The organism is Vibrio sp. R12-SG2-ISO1 (assembly GCF_059834045.1).
In genome coordinates this window covers 19,871-41,133 of sequence record NZ_JCBDGO010000003.1, presented here as the reverse complement: position 1 = coordinate 41,133, position 21,263 = coordinate 19,871, and the positions used below count along the sequence as shown (strand labels likewise).

Genomic DNA, 21,263 nt, shown 5'->3' with positions numbered 1-21,263 from the left:
CACTGTGCTTTGGAAGCTCCAAACACACCGCTCGGAAATGCCGAAAAAAACTCCCCGCCGTGGCGGGGAGTTTCTTGGTGATGCTGGGTTTGGGGTTTAGGGTTATGGGTAGTGGGTTTGGGGTTAGCGCTTCGCTTTGGCGAACGCGGCGGCAAACGCTCCGCCCATCGCACTCGCGCCTCGGTTCTCTTTGCTGGCATGCTCGCGCGAACGCCCATTCGATGGCCCCTGACGACGCGGCGCATTGGCGCGGCGCTCTTGCCCTGGCTCATCATTGAGACGCATCGACAAGCCGATACGCTTACGCGCAGCGTCCACTTCCATCACTTTCACTTTGACAATATCGCCGGCTTTCACCACATCACGAGGGTCCGCGACATAGCGATCCGTCAGCGCTGAGATATGCACTAAGCCATCTTGGTGTACGCCAATGTCGACGAAGGCGCCAAAGTTGGCCACGTTCGACACCACCCCTTCCAGCACCATGCCCGGTTCCAGATCGGTGATTTTGTTGACGCCTTCAGCAAAGGTCGCGGTTTTAAACTCAGGGCGAGGATCTCGGCCCGGTTTGTCGAGCTCTTTGATGATGTCGGTCACCGTTGGCAAACCAAAATGCTCATCGGTGTAATCCACCGCACGCAGATCGCGCAGGAACGCACTGTCGCCAATCAGCGATTGAAGCGACACGCCATTTTTCTCTGCGATATTTTTCACCACAGGGTACGCCTCTGGGTGTACCGCTGACGCATCGAGTGGGTTTTTGCCATCCATAATGCGCAAGAAGCCAGCACACTGTTCAAACGCTTTGGGCCCCAAACGCGCGACTTTTTTCAAGGCGCTGCGCGCATCAAATCGGCCATGTTCATTGCGGTATTCGACAATGTTTTGCGCCAACGTGCTGCTTAGGCCCGCCACACGCGTCAAGAGCGCCGGTGAGGCGGTATTCACATCCACACCAACCGCGTTCACACAGTCTTCCACCACCGCGTCCAAACGCTTGGCCAACATCGCTTGGCTCACGTCATGTTGGTACTGACCCACACCAATCGATTTAGGGTCGATTTTCACCAGCTCAGCCAAAGGGTCTTGCAAGCGACGCGCAATCGACACCGCGCCGCGCAGCGACACGTCCAGATCCGGGAACTCTTTCGCCGCCAGCTCAGACGCCGAATAAACCGAAGCACCCGCTTCACTGACCATGATTTTCTGCACCTTCAATCCGTAGCGCTTGATCAGATCCGCAACAAAGCTGTCCGTCTCACGCGAGGCGGTGCCGTTACCGATTGCAATCAAATCCACCTGATGCTGCTTGACCAGCGCAGCCACCACTTGTCCTGCTTTGTCGTATTGGTTTTGTGGCGGATGCGGATAGATGGTCTCAGTGGCCAGCACTTTACCTGTGGCATCCACCACGGCAATTTTGGAGCCGGTACGCAGACCCGGGTCGAGACCGAGTGTTGCGCGCGGGCCCGCCGGTGCGGCCATCAACAAATCTTTTAGGTTAGTGGCAAACACCTCGATGGCGTCGATTTCTGCGCGCTCTTTCAATGCACCCATCAGTTCGGTTTCCATGTGCATGGCAATTTTGATGCGCCATGCCCAGCTCACCACTTGTTTGCGCCAACCATCGGCAGGGGCGTCACTCAGTGACAAGCCGTAGTGATCGGCGATGAGGGTTTCGCAATAGGATTGACGCACGCCCTCTTCCTGGGCAGGGTCTGCGTCCATGGTCAGCGTGAGGAAGCCTTCATTGCGGCCTCGCAACATCGCCAAGGCGCGGTGAGACGGCACTTTGGCGAGCGGCTCGCGGTGGTCAAAGTAATCTTTAAACTTCTCGCCTTCACGCTCTTTGCCTTCGACAACACGCGAGACTAACTCGGCGTGGCGGGTTAAGTAGGCGCGCACCTTCTCCAGTAAGCTGGCGTCTTCTGCCAAACGCTCCATCACGATAGCGCGCGCGCCATCGAGCGCCGCTTTGCTGTCGGCAATCCCTTTACTTTCATCGACGTAGCGCAGCGCTTCATGCTCCGGGTCATGTTCAGGGTGATGCCACAAGGCATCGGCGAGCGGCTCGAGCCCCGCTTCAATGGCGATTTGCCCTTTGGTGCGACGCTTAGGTTTGTAAGGCAGGTATAAATCTTCGAGACGGGTTTTGCTGTCCGCTTGTTCGATCTGCGCTTTGAGCTCCGGAGTGAGTTTTCCTTGATCGTGAATCGATTTCAGAATGGTCTGACGTCGGTCATCCAGCTCACGCAGGTAAGATAAGCGGCTATCTAGGGTACGCAGTTGGGTATCATCGAGTCCGCCGGTCACCTCTTTACGGTAACGGGCGATAAACGGCACCGTGTTGCCATCATCAATCAGCTTGACGGCAGACACGACTTGCTCAGGGCGAACATTCAACTCCTGAGCGATCAATTGGCAGAGTGCTTGGCTCATCCGTTGGCTCTCATTTTTCTCTTTAATGGGCGATATATTGGGGTGTGCACGATGAAATGCAACGATTTTCCATTCGAGACGCATCGCACCTCAAACAGTATCAAGGTCAAGATAGTCGCCAAACTGGTTGGCAATTGTGTGAAAATTGTGTCAGAACTAGAAAACGTCACGAACTTAATCACTCAGCACCCCTCTCACTCATTTCAACGAGTGATATTCACTAATCATGATGGAAATGCGATGAAAAAACTCTGGCTCAGTCTCTCCTTAACGCTTCTTTCCCTGTTGGCGCCGACGTATGCGCTGGCAGACGCCGCGTACGTTACATTCGATACGCGCATCGACGCGACCACTGATGCGCCCGTCACCCGCCTCGATGAGAAATTGGTGCTCGGTCGACTCGAAAACGTCACCCTGAGCGTCAAAGATGAGCAAGGGCAAACGGCACTAAAGGGGGTGCCTTTTGCCGGCAAAATTGATACCGGCGCGGACACCACCTCGATGCACGCCATCGACATTCATGTCTCTAGCCAACATCCGGACTACGCCCAGTGGCAAGATGAAGACTTGATGCGCGCGCTGGTCAAAGACGTCGAGCAAGTGCGCGACATTAATTACAACGATTGGAACCGAGCGGTGTTTGAGCCGTATCAAGTCAGCGTGCGCTTTTCCATCATTCACCCCTATAGTGGAGAGCGCGTCACCTTGGCTCAGCCTCTCGAGCGTGTCGGCGTAATTCGCAGCCGCTCCAGCGCGGAGCCCATTTTGCGTCCGACGGTCAATGTGCCGCTGACCATTGCTGGCACAACGGTGGAGACCGACGTCAACTTAACCGATCGCAGTCAGTTTTCAGCGCCAATCTTGATTGGTAAAACGTTCCTCAAAGGTCACGCTTGGGTGTTTGCCGGCGCCGATCATCTGCAAACGTGGCACAGCGCGCAGCTGATTGGCCGCAAAGAAACCGTAGAGATTGACGGCGTGGCGCAGCGCGTCAGCTACTCATTAAACGCCGCCTACAGCGCGCTCGATGCCAGTGACATTGACGTGAGTGACGATGGCATGCACGTGCGTTTTACAATTGAAGGCCCGCAAGGCGAGCGCACAACGCTCACTCGCCCAGTGATTCGCGCGCTTAAGGTGAGCGGCAAGTCGCGCCCTATGGTCTACGTGCCTGTCACTCTCGGCGAGCAAAAGAGTCAGCAGTGGCTGGTGTATCTCACCGACCGCCACCACAAGAGCAGTGACATTCGCCTCGGTAAACAGACGCTCAGCGAGCACTTTGTGATTGACCCAAGCGCGCCGGATCTATTGGCCGGCAAAGCGCAAACACTCGCCACTCGTCAAGCGCAAGCGGCGCTGCAGATCACGGGGCAAGAAACGCTGCTGCTCGATGGTATCGCCCTGCCCGCCGAGGCCTCTTGGACGGTCGGCACACCGCTATTGAAAGTCGCCAGCTTTGAGACCTATCAACAAAAAGGCAAAGAGTGGGTCACTTATTATCTCAATGACAACAAAATCGGGCTCAATGACAACAAAATCGGGCTCAATGACAACAAAAGCGGGCTTAATGACAGCAAGGGCGAGGCCAAGCAGTTCTCCAAACCGATCCATAAAAAACTCAAAGTGGGGGAGACTACGCGCCCAGTGGTGTTTGGCTCGTTTATGTTAAAAGGGCAAGAGGTGGAGCTGCCATACGCGATTGAGGTGCTTGGCGATAAAGAACCGCGCGAGCACTTTATCATCGGCCGCAACATGACCGAGGGCGGCGTGCTGATCAATACTCGCAGTGAAGAATTACTCAGCCGCGACCCGCTGTTTAAAGCCGGCCACATTGAAGTCGCGCAAGTGGAAGGACTGACCTTCCCGGTGAAACTCGATACCGGCGCTGATGTCTCCTCACTGAACGCGCAAAACATCGAGCGCTTTGAACGTGATGGTCAAGCCATGGTGCGTTTTGATTATGAAAACGATCAGGGCGATAAAAAGACCTTCACCCTGCCGGTGGTGCATGAGATGAGCGTGCGCGCCAAAAAAGGCGAGCAAGCCAACGTGCGCCCAGTGGTGGAGATGCGCGTGAAGCTCGGCGAGCTAGAGAAGAAGATTCGCGTCAATTTGCAAGACCGCGACCGCTTCCACTACAGCATGATTTTGGGCAAGAACTTCCTCAAATATGGCGTGGTGGTCAGCAGTGATGATGACTATCTAGTGACGAAAAGGCCAAGCGGCGAATAATCCTTGCTAGAGGGGCCAAAGTGGGACACCACCTTGGCCCCTCTGCTTATCTTGCTCACCCTCGTCATTTCCCCTGAGGTCAGCGTCCCTTACCCACATTTTGCGTGCGCATGCATTGGAGCAGATAAAAAATGGCAGTATAGTCTTGCTCAACGATGACCAACGATTCTTGCTCAACGATGGCTGCTTGGCATGCCAGCAAGATGGTTCAATAACTTGGATTACAGCAGTGAAAACAAAACTCATCACCCGCGAAGGTTACAACAAGCTCAAAGCCGAGCATGACCATCTATGGAATGAAAAACGCCCGGAAATTACCAAAATAGTCACCTGGGCGGCCAGCCTTGGCGATCGCTCTGAGAACGCGGATTACACCTTTAACAAGCGCTTGCTTCGTCAAATCGATCGCCGAGTGCGCTTTCTGCGCAAGTTTCTCCCTGAGGTAACTATCGTGGACTACTCGCCGCAACAAGAAGGTAAAGTCTTTTTTGGCGCGTGGGTCGAGATTGAGAATGAAGCGGGTGAGGTCAAAACATTCAGAATTGTTGGGCCTGAAGAAATTTATGGCGACGCCAAAGGTTACATCTCCATTGATTCACCGATGGCGCGCGCGCTCCTCAAGAAAGAGGTCGATGACGAGTTCACCGTTCGCACCCCTGAGGGCGACAAAGAGTGGTTTATCAACGCCATCAGCTACCAGAAGCCTGAATGTTGATACGCGTCTCTCACCGACCCCACGATTAAGATCCGGTTTAATATCAAAAAAGTCATACTCGCTAACAATTCTTTGCACCACTTTGCGCGGCGCTCTGTTACATTTTACTGTGCGCCCACTCAAATCGACTCGGTCGCATTGGAATGACATAGGTGGATTCACACATGCAAGAAAATCACAAAATCCTCGTCGTGGATGACGATGCCCGTTTGCGTGCATTGTTAGAACGTTACTTGTCTGAACAGGGATTTCAGGTACGCAGTGTCGCCAACAGCGAACAGATGGATCGTTTATTAACCCGCGAGAACTTTCATTTGATGGTGCTCGACCTGATGCTCCCTGGTGAAGATGGCTTGTCGATTTGTCGCCGTCTGCGCAATGCCGGCAGCTCACTACCGATTCTGATGCTCACCGCCAAAGGCGATGAAATCGATCGCATCGTGGGCCTCGAAGTGGGCGCCGATGACTATTTACCTAAGCCGTTTAACCCGCGTGAGTTGTTAGCGCGCATTAAAGCGGTGCTGCGCCGCCAAACGGTCGAGCTGCCAGGCGCGCCGAGTTCTGCTGAGTCGATTGTTGAGTTTGGTGAGTTTCGCTTAAACCTCGGCACGCGTGAAATGCATCGCGGCGAGGAAGCAATGCCGTTAACCTCGGGCGAGTTTGCGGTACTCAAAGCGCTCGTGACCAACGCGCGCGAGCCGATGTCGCGTGATAAACTGATGAACATGGCTCGCGGCCGAGAGTACTCCGCGATGGAGCGATCCATCGACGTGCAGATTTCACGTCTGCGCCGCATGTTGGAAGTCGACCCCAGCAAGCCAAGATACATTCAAACCGTTTGGGGCTTAGGTTATGTCTTTGTCCCTGATGGCAAAGACGCCTAAGCGGCTAGAGAACGGGGCGCGCCCACCACAGGCGTTCCCCATCCCCTAGCCACCCTTCGGACCCGCTAGGAAAACCCCATGCGCATTCGCAGCTCATTCACTCAATCGATTCTCATCTTTCTGACCTTGCTGATTGCCAGCCAAGTCTACTCCTATTACGCCGTTTTCAACTATGCGTTGATGCCCAGTTTGCAGCAGTTCAATAAGATCCTCGGCCATGAGATTAATCTGATGCTCGACGATACACAAAACTTAGACAGCGAGCTCGATATGGACGCGCCGCTGCGTCGCCGAGTGCTTGAGCAGCTTGGTGTCACCATTCACGCCGAAAACAGCCCGATTGCTGCGGAGTACGAGCATGCGGTGACCATCGATTTGATGAGCGAGGAGATGAGCCAAGAGCTAGGCTCAGCAACCGACGTGCGGATGATGCTTGGCACTGACAGCTACGTGCTGTGGATGAAAATCGAGTCCCTGCCCGGCTCGCTGCTGCGCATCCCGCTCTCTGAGCTGCAAGAAGAGGATTTCACGCCCCTGTTTCGCAATAGCGTCATCATGGCGCTGCTGATTGTTGCTGGGTGTTGGCTGTTTATTCGCTTGCAAAACCGTCCGCTGATCGCACTAGAGAAGGCGGCCAAAGTGGTGGGTCGCGGTGAAATCCCACCGCCACTGGTGGAACAAGGCGCCTCAGAGATCCGTTCGGTCACGCGAGCGTTTAATCAGATGTCGAAGGGGATTCAGGCGCTCGAAGAAGATCGCGCGCTGCTGATGGCAGGGATCAGCCACGATTTACGCACCCCGCTCACGCGCATTCGCCTTGCCACCGAAATGATGTCGCCCGAAGACAGCTACTTGGCAGAAGGCATCATCAGCGATACCGAAGAGTGCAACGAAATCATCAGCCAGTTTATGGATTACCTCAAACCGGTGAATAAAGAGTCGTTTGTGGAGGTGGCGCTTAATGAGATTGCCAGTGATGTCGCCAGCTCAGAGGGCGGCTATGAGATGGAAATTGACACCCATTGGCACCCGGCGCTCAAGCCAATCAGCGGCAGCCCGATTGCCATTAAACGTGCGATCAGCAATCTCGTGGTCAACGCCGTCCGCTACGGCAACGGCTGGGTGAAAATCTCAACCGGCATGACCGCCGACAGCAAACTGGCCTGGGTGTCCATTGAAGACAACGGCCCCGGCATCAAGCAAAGCGACATCGGCAAATTATTTGAACCCTTCACCCGCGGCGACACCGCCCGAGGCAGCGAAGGCACCGGACTGGGCCTTGCGATTGTCAAACGTATCATGAGCCAACACAGCGGCTCGGTGATCGTCAATAACCGCAGCGGCGGCGGCTTAAAAGTGCAGTTGAGTTTTCCGGTGGAAATCGGAGTGCCTAGAAAAAGAAGTGCCTAGGAAAATAAGTGCCTAGAGAAAGAAGTTCCTAGTTCCTAGAGAAAACAAGTTCCTAGAGAAAAGAAGTGCCTAGTTCCTAGAGAAATCAGTGCCTAGAAAAAACAAGTGCCTAGTCCCTAGAGAAAACAGTGCCTAGAGAAAACAAGTGCCTAGTTCCTAGAGAAAACAGTGCCTAGAGAAAACAAGTGCCTAGTTCCTAGAGAAAACAGTGCCTAGAGAAAACAAGTGCCTAGTTCCTAGAGAAAACAGTGCCTATAAAAAACAAGTGCCTAGTTCCTAGAGAAATCAGTGCCTAGAAAAAACAAGTGCCTAGTTCCTAGAGAAATCAGTGCCTAGAAAAAACAAGTGCCTAGTCCCTAGAAACCACCCTCTAGGAACTAGGAACTAGGCACTAGGCACTAGGAACTAGGCACTAGGAACTTCACCACCTCCCCCCATATTCAAACGCGTACTTTCCGTCCGTGGGCGCAGGGAGCCATTTTAGCTGCTCTTGGAGCGCTGGGGGGAAGTTGGATTGTGGTGTGAACCAGGCACGGGTTTGGTAGCGGCGATCGGGGGTGAGATCGAGCGTGAAGGCGCTCTCGACTTGATCGCTTTGCTGATTGCCTGCGACGCTAAGCGCGCTGTCTTGACAAGTAAACGGCGCGACAACTGGGCCTGTGGTTAATTCGGCGATGGGCGTGCCGACGCCTTGAGTATTGAGCACCACGCTGCCTTTCGCCGAGCGGCACCACGGCGCTTGATAATCCCAGTGCTGGATATTGAACTCCACCTGCCCTTGCACATCGAGTGGTACGGGCGGGCGAGGTAGCCAAGGTATGATTTGCTCAACGGAGAGACTGGCCACCACGTTTTGTGCGAATGCGCCTTGGCGATTGAGACCCAGTGTGCCACGCCCCACGACAAGGCCGCCACCTTGACCCACGCGCACTTGCGCTTGTAAGCGGCCACTCAAAAGCGCGCCGATATCAAGCGACCAATTCACTGCGCCCAAATCGTAGCGCTGCCAACGCACTTGCGCCGCGCGCCCTTGCCAAAGGGTGCCTTGAATGCCATCGACACGCAGCTGCGCTGGGATGGCGGCATACTGGCCTAAGGTGTGATAAACAAACGATGCCGGCATGTGCACCAAGGCGCTCAAGCCAAATACACCCAGTAAACCTGCGCCGAGCAGAAGCCGTTTTTTCATCCCTCTACCCCTTCACCAACTGTAAGCGACGCACATCCACCACGCCCTCTTGCTTGCCTCTATCGAGATCGAGCGCGGTGACGTGCACGCCGTGGGTCTCTTGCAAAAAGGCAATCCAACTGACGAACTGGTTGAACGGCATCGGGCTTATCCACACTTGCAGCTCCTCACCGCGTGGCTGAACGCGCACCAACTCGACGTTGAAACGCTTCGCCGTTGAGGAGACCGCCTGATTCAGCGCTAAGGTTGATACCGAGCGCCCACCGGCGGCGCGCAAACTCGCTATCGTCTCGGCTTGATCTTCGACCCAGCCCAGTAACTGCTTTTCGCTTTGCATCCTAAGCTCTGCCTGCTCTGCGCGTGTGGTCAAGGGCTCGACAATGCCCCAGTAGAGGCCGCCCGCCATCACAAGGCCCGCGCACACCATCACAAGGCGCTGCTCACGCGGGGTAATGGCGGACCACCATGCGCTCAGCTTGGTACCCAGTGGCGCCAACAGCGGCGCAAGGCTCGATTGAAAACGTGCTTTCATGACTCTCCTTACGACTGGCCGTCACGTAGCGTTAACACAAACGAGCCGTTCACACGCTCGCCACTGCGACTGAGCTGCCCTTGCTCAACCTTAAAACGCGACTCAAGCTGCGCTTTGGCGCGCTCAAAACTTTGGAAATCATCGCTTTGCGCTTCAAGGCGCACTTCTTTTCGATTGCGATCAAACTTGATACTGGTCAAGCTCAGCCCCGGCACTTTGCTAACCGCATCAGGCAGTTGCACCATCCACTCTAGCCAGACCGTTTCACTGCTGCCGCCTGACAGTTGCGCCGCTTCTCGCTCCATCTCCCGTTTTAAATAGCTGACGGTCGGGATGCGCGTGCGCCCCGGTAGTGCCTCACGAAACAGGCGCTCACTCTCATTGCGATACGCGTCGGCTTGCGCTTCAAAGCGTGCGGTTTTCAGCATACTGTCGACGCAAATCAGCGCCAGTAGCAGCATCGCGGCCATCGCACTGCCTTGCCAGACGCGCCAATATTTGCCGAGTGACGATTTGGGCTTGAATGCACCGGTTAATACATTGACTGGGCTGAGTAAGGCGTGCTCGGCGAGCACCTGCATCACGAGCTTGCCTTCCTCGTTTTGCCAAACGCCATCTTGCCAAGCGGAATCTTGCCAAGCGGAATGCGCCTTGATAATAGACTCAGGCAGTGGGGTAAGCGCGGTCATCGCTAAAGGCTCGCCAGCGCTATCTTTGACCCAATCAGAGGCGGTAATCCAGGGTAAAAAGCTCGCCTCTACCGAGATGCCTTGCCACTGACCTTTGCCAATCAGCCACTGCTCACCGATTTGCACGGCGCACAGCGGCGTCTCTTTCGGCAAAGCCAACACATCCGGCAGCACTTTGCGCACCGAGCAGCCAAGCTCACGCAGATCATCGAGCACGCTCGCCAGCCAAACACGCGGCGCGGCGCACACATGCGCTCGATTGCCTTGTTTAGCCAGCACAACAAAGTGCAGCTCGTCGACATCTTGCGCCAACTCATCTTCGAGCAAATAAGGCAGCATAGACTCAAATTGACGCCCAGCGCCGGCCGGGATCTCAACCTGTTTGAGTACCACATCGGACGCAGCGAGCAGCACAGTCGTCGCGCGCCCCTTGGCGTATTGCGCTAACGCATCACGCTGTGAATAATTGGCCAACTCGCCACTGGCGATCACGGCGCGCTCGCTCGCAGACCAGACCAGCCATTGAACAGCGGCATTAGGGTTGTGACTCAGTCGAACGATCAGACTCTCGTTCACCGATACCTCCAAAGCGACGGCGTATCACCGTTGCAGTTTCACGATTTTCACTATACAGCAGGCTTCGCACTCGCACGCGCGAGTCGTTGACCAGCAGTTCAGCATCCATTTCAAAATAGCGGCTATCGATATCCAAATAGCCTTTCGCCTGACTTTTCACATCAGCGCTGACCGAAGAGAGCGCCGACTCGGCATAAAATTCGTCGATCGATTGCCAGCCATCATAGGGGCGATTGTCGATGACGTTTTTAGCTTGTTCGACACTCAAGTTTGGCGCCAACATGGCCGCGAGCAGCGCACTGTGGCGCGCATCCAGCGTATTAATGTTGAGGCGAAAATCACTGGTCGGCAGCGCGCACACATAGCCACGCAGCTTCGTCATCACCTCTGCGCTCACTGGATGAATCGCGCGCAGCTCGCTGGCATCCGCCAGTAAAGAGTTGGCCGTCAGGTAGGCTGGCGACATCGACTCATAGTAGCTGTCTTCCACACCGGAAGAGGTGTTGACCGTGGTGTCTTCATCAATGAACTCCCACACCGACTCCGCGATCGCCTGCGCTTGATAACTCTCCACCTCTAGGTATTCGAGCAAGGTTTGCAACACCTCAACCAAATAGGGCGTGGCGTTGGAGTTGGCCACCTGCACCACCGCGTAGAGCGCGTTGAGGTTCAAGCACGCTTGCCCATCGGTCAGTGATCCGCGCAGCGTGCCAAAATCAAGCGGATAGGTCTGCTCTTCTATCGCCCAAGGCTGCGAGAGATTGACCGTGTCGCTGTCTTGGTAGCTTTGTTCAATGCCCGCCCGCGCAAGCGCCTCTGCACTCAAGCTATACCAATACGCCTGCTGATAATCGAGCTGACTGCTGGCACGGCGAAACTGAGAAAAGAGCCGATCCGCCATGCTGGCGGCAATGCTGACCATCACTGCCAGCAGCAGTAGGATCACAATCAGGGCGACGCCACGCTGCGAGCTAGCCGTTCTCATCGCTCTCTCCTACGCCCGCCAATGTGCCGCCACCCGTCAAATAAATGCGCTCTATCTCACCATAATCTTCCAGCGTTAAGGTGAGTGCCACCGCACTCGGCAACTGGTTGCTGGCACGCCATTCACGCTGCCACTCACTGCCATCAAAAAAGCGCAAATCAAACTGCTCGACCTTATCGAGCAGTGGCATCACGATGCCCGCCTGCCCGGTGGGCGTATCTGGGTATCGCCACCAAATTCGTTGTAATACGCCATCTTGGATGCGATAACCCACTTTAGTCACCTCGCCGCGCGGAAACTGCTGCTGCGGGTTAAACCAACCCAGGCGTGCAAACATCACCCCTTTTTCATCACTGTCGAGCAAGTTATCTTGCCAAGCGATCAGGGTAGATGAAGGCGAATCACCGCCGGAGCGCGTTTGGCGCAGGGCCATTTGGCGAAAATCATTGTCGAGATAGACAAGGCTACGCTGCAATTCCCCCAAGCGCGCACTGCGCTGCTCTGAGAGCGCATTGCTGCGCTGCACCTGACTGAGCACTTGATAGGCCGCGACGCTCAAACTGGCAAAGATCGCCATCGCGACCAAGACCTCAATCAAGGTAAAACCTTGTGTCCGGCTTGCTTGTCTAGAGCGCCACATAGCTTCTCACCACCACAATCGGCGTCGCTTGCGCGCCCAGTGATACTTTGACATCAAACGCCGCCAACAGATCGCCGGTAGTGCTTACTGGCACCACCTGCCACTGCCATTGGCGCCCCGCTAACTGAGCGGTGCCCTTTTGCGCGCTGGGCTTCACGCCCGCTAAATGTACTTTGGCCATTTGGTTGTCGGCGACCAAGGCGGCGAACGTCTTTTCCTCGATGTAACTTAAGGTATTGATGTGCTGACTGACCGAGCGCACTGTGGCGATCGCCGCCGTCGCAAAAATGGCGAGCGCGACCAACACTTCCAATAAGGTAAAACCGCGCGCTGTGGCGTAGCGAGCAGCAGCAAATCGCCGTGTCATCATCGCGTGTGGTTTACTCATCGCTCTCTCCCGGCGCCAGCAGCACAATTTGGCCGTTTTCTTTGGCGATCACGCGCCATGCGGCCTCTTGTGACCACTGGCGGCTACTCGCCTTGGGCGCAATCGCGAGCTCAAATGGGCTCACTTCCCCGCTCGACATAATAAAGACTTGCGGCGTCGGTAGTGCGTCTTTCTCTTCAAGGTCTGCAAAACGGTCGTCATCAAACAAGCTGCCGGGTCGAAACAGGCGATCTTCGACCTGCCACGCTGAGCCGCCCATCGTTAGCTTGAGTGCCAAGTTTTCTCCAAGCTCCGTCTCTGCCGGAATGTGGCTATCGTCTAGACGCTGCCATCCTTTCGCGGTTAAGCTCATCAAACGATAGAGACTGCGTTTTTCATCGACCCACAAGCCGTAGTCTTTCCCTGCCAGCATCGCCTCTTCGTTGAGGAGTTGCAGGCGATGAAACGCTGCGCTGGCGTGCTTTTTTGCCTCATCACTACTGCGGCTGACCAAGGTGGAGACCACCGCCGCCGATGCCAGCGCGGCGATCACCACCACCAGCAAGACTTCAAGTAAGGTAAAGCCGCGAGCGCGTTGACGCATTATTGAAAGTCTTGGATGTTCCAGTTACCAATGTCGGCATTGATACCTTCACCGCCCTCTTGGCCATCGGCGCCCAAGGTAAAGATGTCGATATTGCCGTTGTCACCTGGGCTTAGGTATTGGTAGTCGTTACCCCAAGGATCGCTTGGCAAACGGCGAATGTAGCCACCGTCACGGTAGTTACGCGGCTCTGGGTTGGACGGCTTGCTGACCAACGCCTCTAGCCCCTGATCTGTGGTCGGGTAAACGCTGTTATCGAGCTTGTACATGTCGAGTGCGTTTTCCAAGGCGACGATGTCTGTGACCGCTTTCTGTTGATCCGCCTTCTCTTTGTTGCCTAACAGGTTAGGCACCACAAAGCTGGCTAAAATCCCCAAAATCACCACGACGACCATCACTTCTAATAACGTAAAGCCCGACTGTTTTTTGATTCTGTTTGTCATTGTTGTTCTCTCCGAGTGCGGGATCATCCCGCCATTAAATTATTCATTTCTAAAATGGGCATTAAGGTCGCCATGACGATAAACAACACCAATCCCGCCATCAGCGCAATCAATACCGGGGTAAAAATGCCCAGCGCAATATTGACCATGGATTCAAAGTTGGCGTCTTGGTTGTCGGCGGCGCGCGTCAGCATGCCTTCTAGCTGGCCACTTTGTTCACCACTGGCAATCATGTGCAGCATCATAGGCGGGAACAGTTTGGTTTGTTCGAGTGCGCGACGCAGGCTTGCCCCTTCGCGCACGCTATCGGCGGCAAGGGTGACTTGCTGCTTGACGTAGCGATTGCTCATCACATCCACCGCGACCTTCATGCCATCCAAAATCGGGATCGCGCTCGACGTGCAAATCGACAGTGTACGGGCAAAACGCGAGGTGTTGAGCCCCTTGCTGATTTTGCCAATCATCGGTAGGCCAATCAGTTTTCGATCATAAGCCAAACGCACTCTCGGCTTGGCTAACGCCAGCTTGATAACGTAGCCCAGCGCCACGATCGCGAGTAATAAGTAGAGACCAAAGCTCTGAACGAACTCGCTTGAGGCGAGCAGAAACTGGGTCGATTGCGGCAGCGTTTGGCCCATCTGGACAAACTGACCGACAATTTTCGGCACCACCGCCGCCAACAAAAACGCCACAATACCAATCGCAAACACCACCAATACCACAGGGTAGATCAGCGCTTGCTGAAGTTTCGAGCGCATTTTCTGCCGATTTTCCGCGTAATCCGCCAAGCGCTCTAACACGGAGTCCAGATGACCCGATTTTTCCCCCGCCGCGACCATAGAGCGAAACAGGTCGTCAAACACATGAGGGAAGTCCGCCAAGCTGTCAGCCAAGGTGTACCCTTCGGTCACTTTGGAGCGCACCGCGAGCAGCATCGAACGAATGCGCGCTTTTTCTGACTGCTCCGACACGGCGCGCAAACACTCCTCAAGGGGCATGCCCGATTGCACTAAGGTGGCGAGCTGGCGGGTGATCAGCGCCAAATCTGGTGTACTGAGTCCACGACGAAAACCGCTGCGCCCTGCATGGGCTTGCTTGGCGTTTTTCTGCCGCGTCTCTTTGACCTCCATCGGCACCAAACCCTGCTCTTTTAGCCGTGAGCGCAACTGGCGCGCTGTATCGGCTTCGAGCACGCCGGTTTTGGTTTTGCCTTTGCTGTCTAACGCTTTGTATTCAAATGCCGCCATTACGCTTCCTTGGTCACGCGCAACACCTCTTCAAGCGTCGTGATGCCTTGTCTGACTTTCTCAAGGCCATCGCGTTGAATGCTCGGCGTACGGGCGCGAATGGCTTTTTCAATCGCTTGCTCGCCCGCGTCATCATGGATGAGCGATTGCACCTCGCTATCGACCCTAAGCAGCTCATGGATCCCGGTTCGGCCGCGATAGCCTTTAAAGTTGCACGCTTCACAGCCAACGGCTTTGTGCAGCGTGAGGTTCTCGTCTTCACCGAGCGCAAACCACTGTTTAATTTGCGCATCAGCCTGATAGGGCGCTTTACACGATGGGCACAGGGTACGCACCAAACGCTGAGCCAACACACCAAGCAGCGAGGAGGAGATCAAAAACGGCTCAATGCCCATATCACGCAGACGCGTAATCGCCCCTGTGGCGGTATTGGTGTGCAAAGTAGACATCACCAAGTGGCCAGTCAATGAAGCTTGAATGGCAATTTGCGCCGTTTCGAGATCGCGAATTTCACCGACCATCACCACATCCGGATCTTGGCGCAAAATGGCGCGCAAGCCGCGCGCAAACGTCATATCCACTCTGGGATTGACCTGCGTCTGGCCGATGCCGTCGATATCAAATTCGACCGGATCTTCTACCGTCAGAATGTTGCGCTCGTTACTGTTGATTTCACTTAAACCCGCGTACAAGGTGGTCGATTTACCTGAGCCCGTAGGACCTGTGACCAAAATGATGCCGTGCGGGCGACCAATGAGCTGGCGGAAATCATCGTGATTGGCCGTGGTCATACCAAGACTGTGCAGATCCAATCGCGTGGCGTTTTTGTCCAAAAGACGCATCACCACACGCTCGCCGTGCGACGATGGCATGGTCGAGACACGCACATCGACCGCGCGGCCACCGATACGCAAGGAAATTCGCCCATCTTGAGGCACGCGTTTTTCTGCGATGTCGAGCCGCGCCATCACTTTCACCCGCGAGACCAGAAGGGGGGCAAGTTTGCGGCTGGGTGACAACACATCACGCAGCACACCATCGACGCGAAAACGGATCGCTAAGCTTTTCTCAAAGGTTTCGATGTGGATATCCGACGCGCCCTCTTTGATCGCCTCTCCCAGCATGGCGTTGATGAGTTTGATGATCGGCGCGTCGTCTTCTGACTCCAGCAAGTCTTCATCTTGCGGTAGTTCTTCGGCCAGTGAGAAGAGATCGTCACTGTCCGCGCCAATGTCTTCCATCAACTGGCGCGCTTCCGACGAGTCGCGCTGGTAGGCGCGGGTTAAACGTTGTTCAAACTCACTGCTGCTGACCGCTTGCATGCCAAACGGCTCGCCGACAACGCGATTCACTTCAAGCAGGGCGTCTACCGCTAGCGGTTCAACATAATAGAGCACCAAGCCAGGTGGCGCGGTCTGCGCGGCTTCCAACACCAAGCTGAAACGCTTGGCAAAGCTAAACGGCAGGCGACGAACGGACGGTCTCTCCATTACTGCACATCCATTTGGTCAAGGAAGGCTTGGATTTCCACCGGATGGCGGATCTCATCACCAAACTTTGGCAGCACGGGAATGTGCGCATCGTCCATCAGCTTAAGACCTTGGTCCGCTTTATAAAGCTGCTCAGCGCGGATGAAGTTGTATTTACGCTGCGTGATGCCATCGGCCGTCATGCCATCACGAATGATGGTCGGTTTGATGAACACCATCAGGTTCTTTTTCTCCACTTGGGTGCTGGTCGATTTGAACAGATGGCCAAGATAAGGAATGTCGCCCAGCAGTGGCACTTTCGACTCGCTCTCTAGCGCGCGCTCATCAATCAAACCGCCGAGGACAATCATCTGACCGTCTTCAACCATCACAGTGGTGTTGAGCTGACGTTTGGCAAACCGAACATCCACCGCGCCATTGGCGCCAAGCACGTTTGACACCTCTTGCTCAATATTGAGCTGCACCGAATTGCCTTCGTTAATTTGCGGCACCACTTTGAGCTTGATGCCGACCTCTTTACGATCGACGGTTTGGAATGGGTTATCGTTGTTCGAACCGGCCGTAGAGCCCGTCAATACCGGCACCTCTTCACCGACAATAAACGAGGCCTCGCCGTTATCCATCACGGTAATGCTCGGTGAGGAGAGAATGTTGGAGTTGGAGTCAGTCGATACCGCACTGATCAGCGCCGTCCAGTCGCCCATCACCACACTGAGCGCTGCGCCATTGACGCCAGAGAGTGCCGAGGCCAGTGTCGAGTAGTCGCCTTCTTCATCATAGGTTCTCGTTTTGTACGCACCAGCAGTGGAGTCCCAATAGGTTTCTTCCTTCGTCGTAGTCTTCGCTTCCTCAAGGCCCACCATCACCTGCCCGATGCCCGCGCCGGTGTTGCCGTATTGAATCACAGCGCCGGTTTCAAGCGAGCCCCATTGCACGCCAAGGTTGATGCCATCGCCCTCCGCCATTTCAACAATCAGTGCTTCAATCAGCACTTGCGCGCGGCGAATATCCAGCTGTGAAATCACCTCTTGCAACGCGTTCATGATATCGGGCGGCGCCGTGAGTACGAGCGCGTTGGTCCCGGGGTGGGCTGCGATCATCACGTCGTTGCGCTGCGAATTGCTGTTGCTGCCAGCTTTTTTCTCCGCTTGTAGGTTGGCCGACACGCCTTTGAGCACCTCAACCATTTCATCGGCTTTGGCGTATTTGAGGTAGACCACGCGGTTGTTGCCTTTCGACGCCATTTCCACGTCAAGCTGCTTGATCAGTCGGCGCAGGCGTTCACGCACTTGCGGATCGCCGGAGATCAAAATCGAGTTGGTGCGATCGTCTGCCACCAACTTAGGCTCCAAAAACGCTGGGGTGTTTTTATCGGCGCTTTTATTCAGCGCATCGACAATACGCACCATCTCTGCGGCAGAAGCGTTGGCTAAATCCACCACTTCGATCTCTTTGTCGCCCGCCTGGTCGACGCGTTTGATGATGTCCGCCAAGCGGTTAACCACGGCGGCGCGTCCGGTGATCAAAATGATGTTGGCAGGGTCGTAGTGCACCACGTTACCGGCACCGGCGTTGTCATTGAGCTGTCTTAGCAGTGGCGAGAGCTCGCGCACCGAGACATTGCGCACGGCCACTACGCGAGTGACCACGGCGTCGCCTTGCACGCTGCCATCACCCACCACAGGAATAGCCGAGGTTTTGGCGTCTTTTGCGCGAATGACTTTGAGTACGCCGTTCTCCATCTCCACCACGGCAAAGCCATACACTTCGAGCACATTGAGGAAAAAGCGGTAGTACTGCTCTTCGGTCAACATGTCGTAGCTGCGCACATCGACTTTGCCGCGTACCGCAGGATCCACGATGATGGTCTTTTCTAAGTTTCGACCCACAATGTTAATGAACTCTTGAATGTCCGTGCCCTTAAAACTGGCACTGAAATCATTGGCGCTCACTAGTGGGGTCAATAAGCTTGCTGCTAACAGCCAAGCACTGCTCTTAATTCTCACATCCCCACAAAAAAAGCGCTTACAAACAAAGTTCTCAAGCCACTGCTTCACATTATTCTCCTTGTGACTCGCGCCGCTGGGCAAGTCTTATAATTCAATATAAATCTCATAGGGTTGGCCTTCTCGCTCTACGGTGAGCGTCAATTCCGTTAACTCAGACAAGGCGTTGAACACCTGTGTCATTGCCGCAGCGTCTTTTAGGTCGAGGCCATTGATCTGCACCGCGATATCGCCATTTTGCAAACCCACCTCATCAAACAATTCTCGGTCTTTACCCGGAGAAAGGCGGTAACCCACCACATTATCGCCCTCTTTAATTTGCGACATGCGCACGTACTGAAACACCTGTTTGGCGTCTTGACGTATCTCTTCTCGGATACGCTCTAAGGTATCAGGGGATATGTCCACTCGATGGCTCGATGATGAGGAAGAAGAGGCCCCTTTCGATGAAGAGGAAGAAGGCGCCGACTGCGCAGAGTAGTCGATGCCTTGCAGCATGATGGTTTCATTGCGCCCCGCGTTGTCGATGATGACGCGATCGCTGTGGACTTGGACCAACTTGGCGCGCGTACCTTGAATGGCTTCACCGATGCCGACCGTCTCTTGCTGGCCCTTGTTGGCGATGACCGCCAAGCTCTTCTCGCTGTTGGAGCTGACCACCGCGCCCACCAGCACCAAATTGAGACGACTTTTGGGCGCTTCTTGAATTGGCGCGGTCTCGGCTGGGGCCTCTTGGGTGTAGCGGCCAAACAGGTGGCTATTTTGCAGAGAGGAGAGATTTAAACGCTCTGGCGCAGTTCGGGTAACCTCACCACTGGCGCGAATAGAGCGTGACACCACACTCGGCGAGTCCACACTCGGCGAGTCCACCATCCACCAGACCAGCTCGCCCGCCAGCCAAGCGCACACCATCAATAGCACAACGGTTAACCCGCGACTGATTTTTGCTTGAACCTGACTGTTTTTGAGCGACATGCCGAGTTGCGACAGCCGAGTTGCCGAAAATTCCACTCAATTTCCTTATTGTCTGCGCCTGGGAGTCCTGATATTCGGGAAAAACGACTCTGTGCAGGGAGTTAACACGGTTCTCATTGTATCAAAGTTTGCTATGAGCTCACTATCAATGCCACTGGGCGCGCTGTTAACGAACGAAAATCTGCCGATTTGCTTGAAAAATCGGATCTCCATCACCATTGTTAACGAATCGGTTATGCCGTGACCAGGTCATCGGCATCCCACTTCGATGTTTTTCGCGCATGAGGTCGCCTTTTTTCGCCTCTTTCACCTCGATAAAGAGCCAAGAAAGAGACGACGACGTTCATGCACGCTTATTAGAGAGTAAAAACCACAATGGGTTCCCAAACAGATGTCGTCAGGCTGGATAAATGGCTCTGGGCGGCTCGATTTTACAAAACACGCTCGATTGCACGAAACATGGTCGATGGTGGCAAAGTTCACTATAATGGCCAGCGCAGTAAGCCGAGTAAAGCGGTGGAACTTGGTGCTGTCATCACTCTGCGCCAAGGTACGGAAGAGAAAACCGTGGTGATCGAGAAGATTTCCGATCAACGCCGCGGCGCCCCTGAAGCGCAAACTCTATATAGTGAAACCACAGAAAGTATCGCCAAGCGCGAAGACAATGCCTTGCGTCGTAAGCTTCATGCTCACAACCCAAGCCCAGATCGTCGCCCGGATAAAAAGCAGCGTCGCGACATCATCAAATTTAAACATCAATAATGTCTACCCGCACCAGCAAGGCAAAAATTTACGAGGAATCGCCACATGGCAAGCAATGTTTTGAATCGCTACTTATTTGAAGATCTATCGGTACGTGGCGAGTTGGTACAACTGGACGAAGCCTACCAACGCATCATTTCCAGCAAGGAATACCCGATCGCTATTCAAAAGCTACTGGGTGAGCTGCTTGTATCAACCACTCTTCTCACCGCTACGCTGAAGTTTGAAGGGTCTATCACACTGCAACTGCAAGGGGATGGCCCGGTCTCTCTCGCGGTGATTAACGGTGACAACAAACAGAAAATCCGCGGTGTGGCGCGCTTTGAGGGCGACATTGCCGATGATGCCAGCATCCACGATATGATGGGTAAAGGCTACTTGGTGATCACCATCGATCCGAAACAAGGCGAACGTTACCAAGGCATCGTTGCGCTGGAAGGCGACACCTTAGCCGAAATCCTCGAAGGCTACTTTGCTAACTCTGAGCAGTTGAAAACGCGCCTATGGATTCGCACCGGTGAATATGAAGGGACGCCGAAAGCCGCTGGCATGTTGATCCAAGTGATGCCCGATGGCACCGGCAGCGCCGATGATTTTGAGCACTTAGAGCAGCTCACCAATACCGTCAAAGATGAAGAGTTGTTCTCACTTGAAGCCAATGAGTTGCTTTACCGTCTATACAACCAAGAGAAAGTCCGCCTGTTTGATCCGCAACCTGTTGCGTTCCATTGTGGCTGCTCGCGTGAACGCAGCGGCGCGGCGATCATTACGCTCGACCGGGTGGAAGTAAACGACATTTTGGCCGAAGCCGGTTCAATTTCTTTACATTGTGATTACTGCGGCACGAATTATTCGTTTGATGAATTCGAAGTCGCCGAACTGTTCTCACAAGCCTCAAATGGCAATTCCACGCTGCATTAATTTTCATAACGCAGCAAGCGTGTAATTTTTCTATCAAAAGGCCGACTCTGTGTCGGCCTTTTTGTGATCCAATGGCCGTAATCACTCGCTTCAGCCGTAATAAACTAACCTCTTAATTTTAAGCAATTAATAATCCCTTGCGCTCTAGCGCAATGCT

19 protein-coding genes are annotated in these 21,263 nt (G+C 54.5%); 6 read left to right on the top strand and 13 right to left on the bottom strand.

Annotated features, from left to right (window positions below; translation table 11 throughout):
- Positions 1–123 precede the first annotated feature (123 nt).
- On the bottom strand, positions 124–2,439 hold the full coding sequence (locus AC6R10_RS03915) for a Tex family protein (RefSeq protein WP_500671514.1): 2,316 nt from the start codon (positions 2,437–2,439) through the stop codon (positions 124–126).
- 240 nt (positions 2,440–2,679) lie between these two features.
- On the opposite strand from AC6R10_RS03915, the gene AC6R10_RS03910 reads away from it, so the two are divergent.
- The 4 genes from AC6R10_RS03910 (at position 2,680) to envZ (ending at position 7,680) form a co-directional block, all read left to right on the top strand.
- The gene (locus tag AC6R10_RS03910) at positions 2,680–4,671 is read left to right on the top strand and encodes a putative ATP-dependent zinc protease (RefSeq protein ID WP_500671511.1); all 1,992 of its coding nucleotides are present in this window, start codon (positions 2,680–2,682) and stop codon (positions 4,669–4,671) included.
- 229 nt (positions 4,672–4,900) lie between these two features.
- Complete coding sequence (gene greB / locus AC6R10_RS03905) at positions 4,901–5,386, top strand: transcription elongation factor GreB (RefSeq protein WP_500671510.1); 486 nt, start codon at positions 4,901–4,903, stop codon at positions 5,384–5,386.
- A gap of 164 nt (positions 5,387–5,550) precedes the next feature.
- Positions 5,551–6,270, top strand: a complete 720-nt coding sequence (ompR, locus tag AC6R10_RS03900) for an osmolarity response regulator transcription factor OmpR (protein ID WP_500671509.1) — start codon at positions 5,551–5,553, stop codon at positions 6,268–6,270.
- A 78-nt stretch (positions 6,271–6,348) separates the two neighbouring features.
- Positions 6,349–7,680 carry a two-component system sensor histidine kinase EnvZ gene (gene envZ / locus AC6R10_RS03895; RefSeq protein WP_500671508.1) on the top strand — a complete coding sequence of 444 codons (1,332 nt, stop codon included), beginning with the start codon at positions 6,349–6,351 and terminating at the stop codon, positions 7,678–7,680.
- A 421-nt stretch (positions 7,681–8,101) separates the two neighbouring features.
- Here the strand turns inward: envZ and AC6R10_RS03890 are convergent, their stop codons facing one another.
- The 12 genes from AC6R10_RS03890 to gspC all read right to left on the bottom strand — a co-directional run bounded on the left by AC6R10_RS03890 (position 8,102) and on the right by gspC (position 19,423).
- Positions 8,102–8,869, bottom strand: a complete 768-nt coding sequence (locus tag AC6R10_RS03890; protein ID WP_500671507.1) for a type II secretion system protein N — start codon at positions 8,867–8,869, stop codon at positions 8,102–8,104.
- A gap of 4 nt (positions 8,870–8,873) precedes the next feature.
- The gene (locus tag AC6R10_RS03885; protein WP_500671506.1) at positions 8,874–9,401 is read right to left on the bottom strand and encodes a type II secretion system protein M; all 528 of its coding nucleotides are present in this window, start codon (positions 9,399–9,401) and stop codon (positions 8,874–8,876) included.
- A gap of 8 nt (positions 9,402–9,409) precedes the next feature.
- Positions 9,410–10,666, bottom strand: a complete 1,257-nt coding sequence (gspL, locus tag AC6R10_RS03880; RefSeq protein ID WP_500671505.1) for a type II secretion system protein GspL — start codon at positions 10,664–10,666, stop codon at positions 9,410–9,412.
- Positions 10,626–11,651, bottom strand: coding sequence for a type II secretion system minor pseudopilin GspK (gspK, locus tag AC6R10_RS03875; protein ID WP_500671504.1), 1,026 nt, complete (start codon positions 11,649–11,651; stop codon positions 10,626–10,628). The genes gspL and gspK overlap by 41 nt, the downstream gene beginning before the upstream one ends.
- On the bottom strand, positions 11,638–12,291 hold the full coding sequence (gene gspJ, locus AC6R10_RS03870; RefSeq protein WP_487903073.1) for a type II secretion system minor pseudopilin GspJ: 654 nt from the start codon (positions 12,289–12,291) through the stop codon (positions 11,638–11,640). Before gspJ ends, gspK begins: the two co-directional genes overlap by 14 nt.
- On the bottom strand, positions 12,278–12,679 hold the full coding sequence (gene gspI, locus AC6R10_RS03865) for a type II secretion system minor pseudopilin GspI (RefSeq protein WP_500671503.1): 402 nt from the start codon (positions 12,677–12,679) through the stop codon (positions 12,278–12,280). The genes gspJ and gspI overlap by 14 nt, the downstream gene beginning before the upstream one ends.
- A complete protein-coding gene (locus tag AC6R10_RS03860; RefSeq protein WP_500671502.1) occupies positions 12,672–13,262 on the bottom strand; it encodes a prepilin-type N-terminal cleavage/methylation domain-containing protein in 591 nt (196 codons plus the stop codon). The genes gspI and AC6R10_RS03860 overlap by 8 nt, the downstream gene beginning before the upstream one ends.
- Positions 13,262–13,705, bottom strand: a complete 444-nt coding sequence (gene gspG, locus AC6R10_RS03855; RefSeq protein WP_500671501.1) for a type II secretion system major pseudopilin GspG — start codon at positions 13,703–13,705, stop codon at positions 13,262–13,264. Before gspG ends, AC6R10_RS03860 begins: the two co-directional genes overlap by 1 nt.
- A 23-nt stretch (positions 13,706–13,728) precedes the next feature.
- Positions 13,729–14,952: a type II secretion system inner membrane protein GspF gene (gene gspF / locus AC6R10_RS03850; RefSeq protein ID WP_500671500.1), complete on the bottom strand. Its 1,224-nt coding sequence runs from the start codon at positions 14,950–14,952 to the stop codon at positions 13,729–13,731.
- Positions 14,952–16,442, bottom strand: a complete 1,491-nt coding sequence (gspE, locus tag AC6R10_RS03845) for a type II secretion system ATPase GspE (RefSeq protein ID WP_500671499.1) — start codon at positions 16,440–16,442, stop codon at positions 14,952–14,954. The genes gspF and gspE overlap by 1 nt, the downstream gene beginning before the upstream one ends.
- Positions 16,442–18,448 carry a type II secretion system secretin GspD gene (gene gspD / locus AC6R10_RS03840; protein WP_500671513.1) on the bottom strand — a complete coding sequence of 669 codons (2,007 nt, stop codon included), beginning with the start codon at positions 18,446–18,448 and terminating at the stop codon, positions 16,442–16,444. Before gspD ends, gspE begins: the two co-directional genes overlap by 1 nt.
- An 87-nt stretch (positions 18,449–18,535) precedes the next feature.
- Complete coding sequence (gene gspC / locus AC6R10_RS03835) at positions 18,536–19,423, bottom strand: type II secretion system protein GspC (RefSeq protein ID WP_500671512.1); 888 nt, start codon at positions 19,421–19,423, stop codon at positions 18,536–18,538.
- 375 nt (positions 19,424–19,798) lie between these two features.
- Here gspC and hslR point away from each other — a divergent pair, with 375 nt between their 5' ends.
- Together hslR and hslO are read left to right on the top strand one after the other, a co-directional pair.
- A complete protein-coding gene (gene hslR / locus AC6R10_RS03830) occupies positions 19,799–20,185 on the top strand; it encodes a ribosome-associated heat shock protein Hsp15 (RefSeq protein WP_334554939.1) in 387 nt (128 codons plus the stop codon).
- 45 nt (positions 20,186–20,230) lie between these two features.
- Positions 20,231–21,106 (top strand): Hsp33 family molecular chaperone HslO, encoded by an 876-nt coding sequence (gene hslO / locus AC6R10_RS03825; RefSeq protein ID WP_500671498.1) that lies wholly within the window; start codon positions 20,231–20,233, stop codon positions 21,104–21,106.
- Positions 21,107–21,263: the final 157 nt, after the last annotated feature.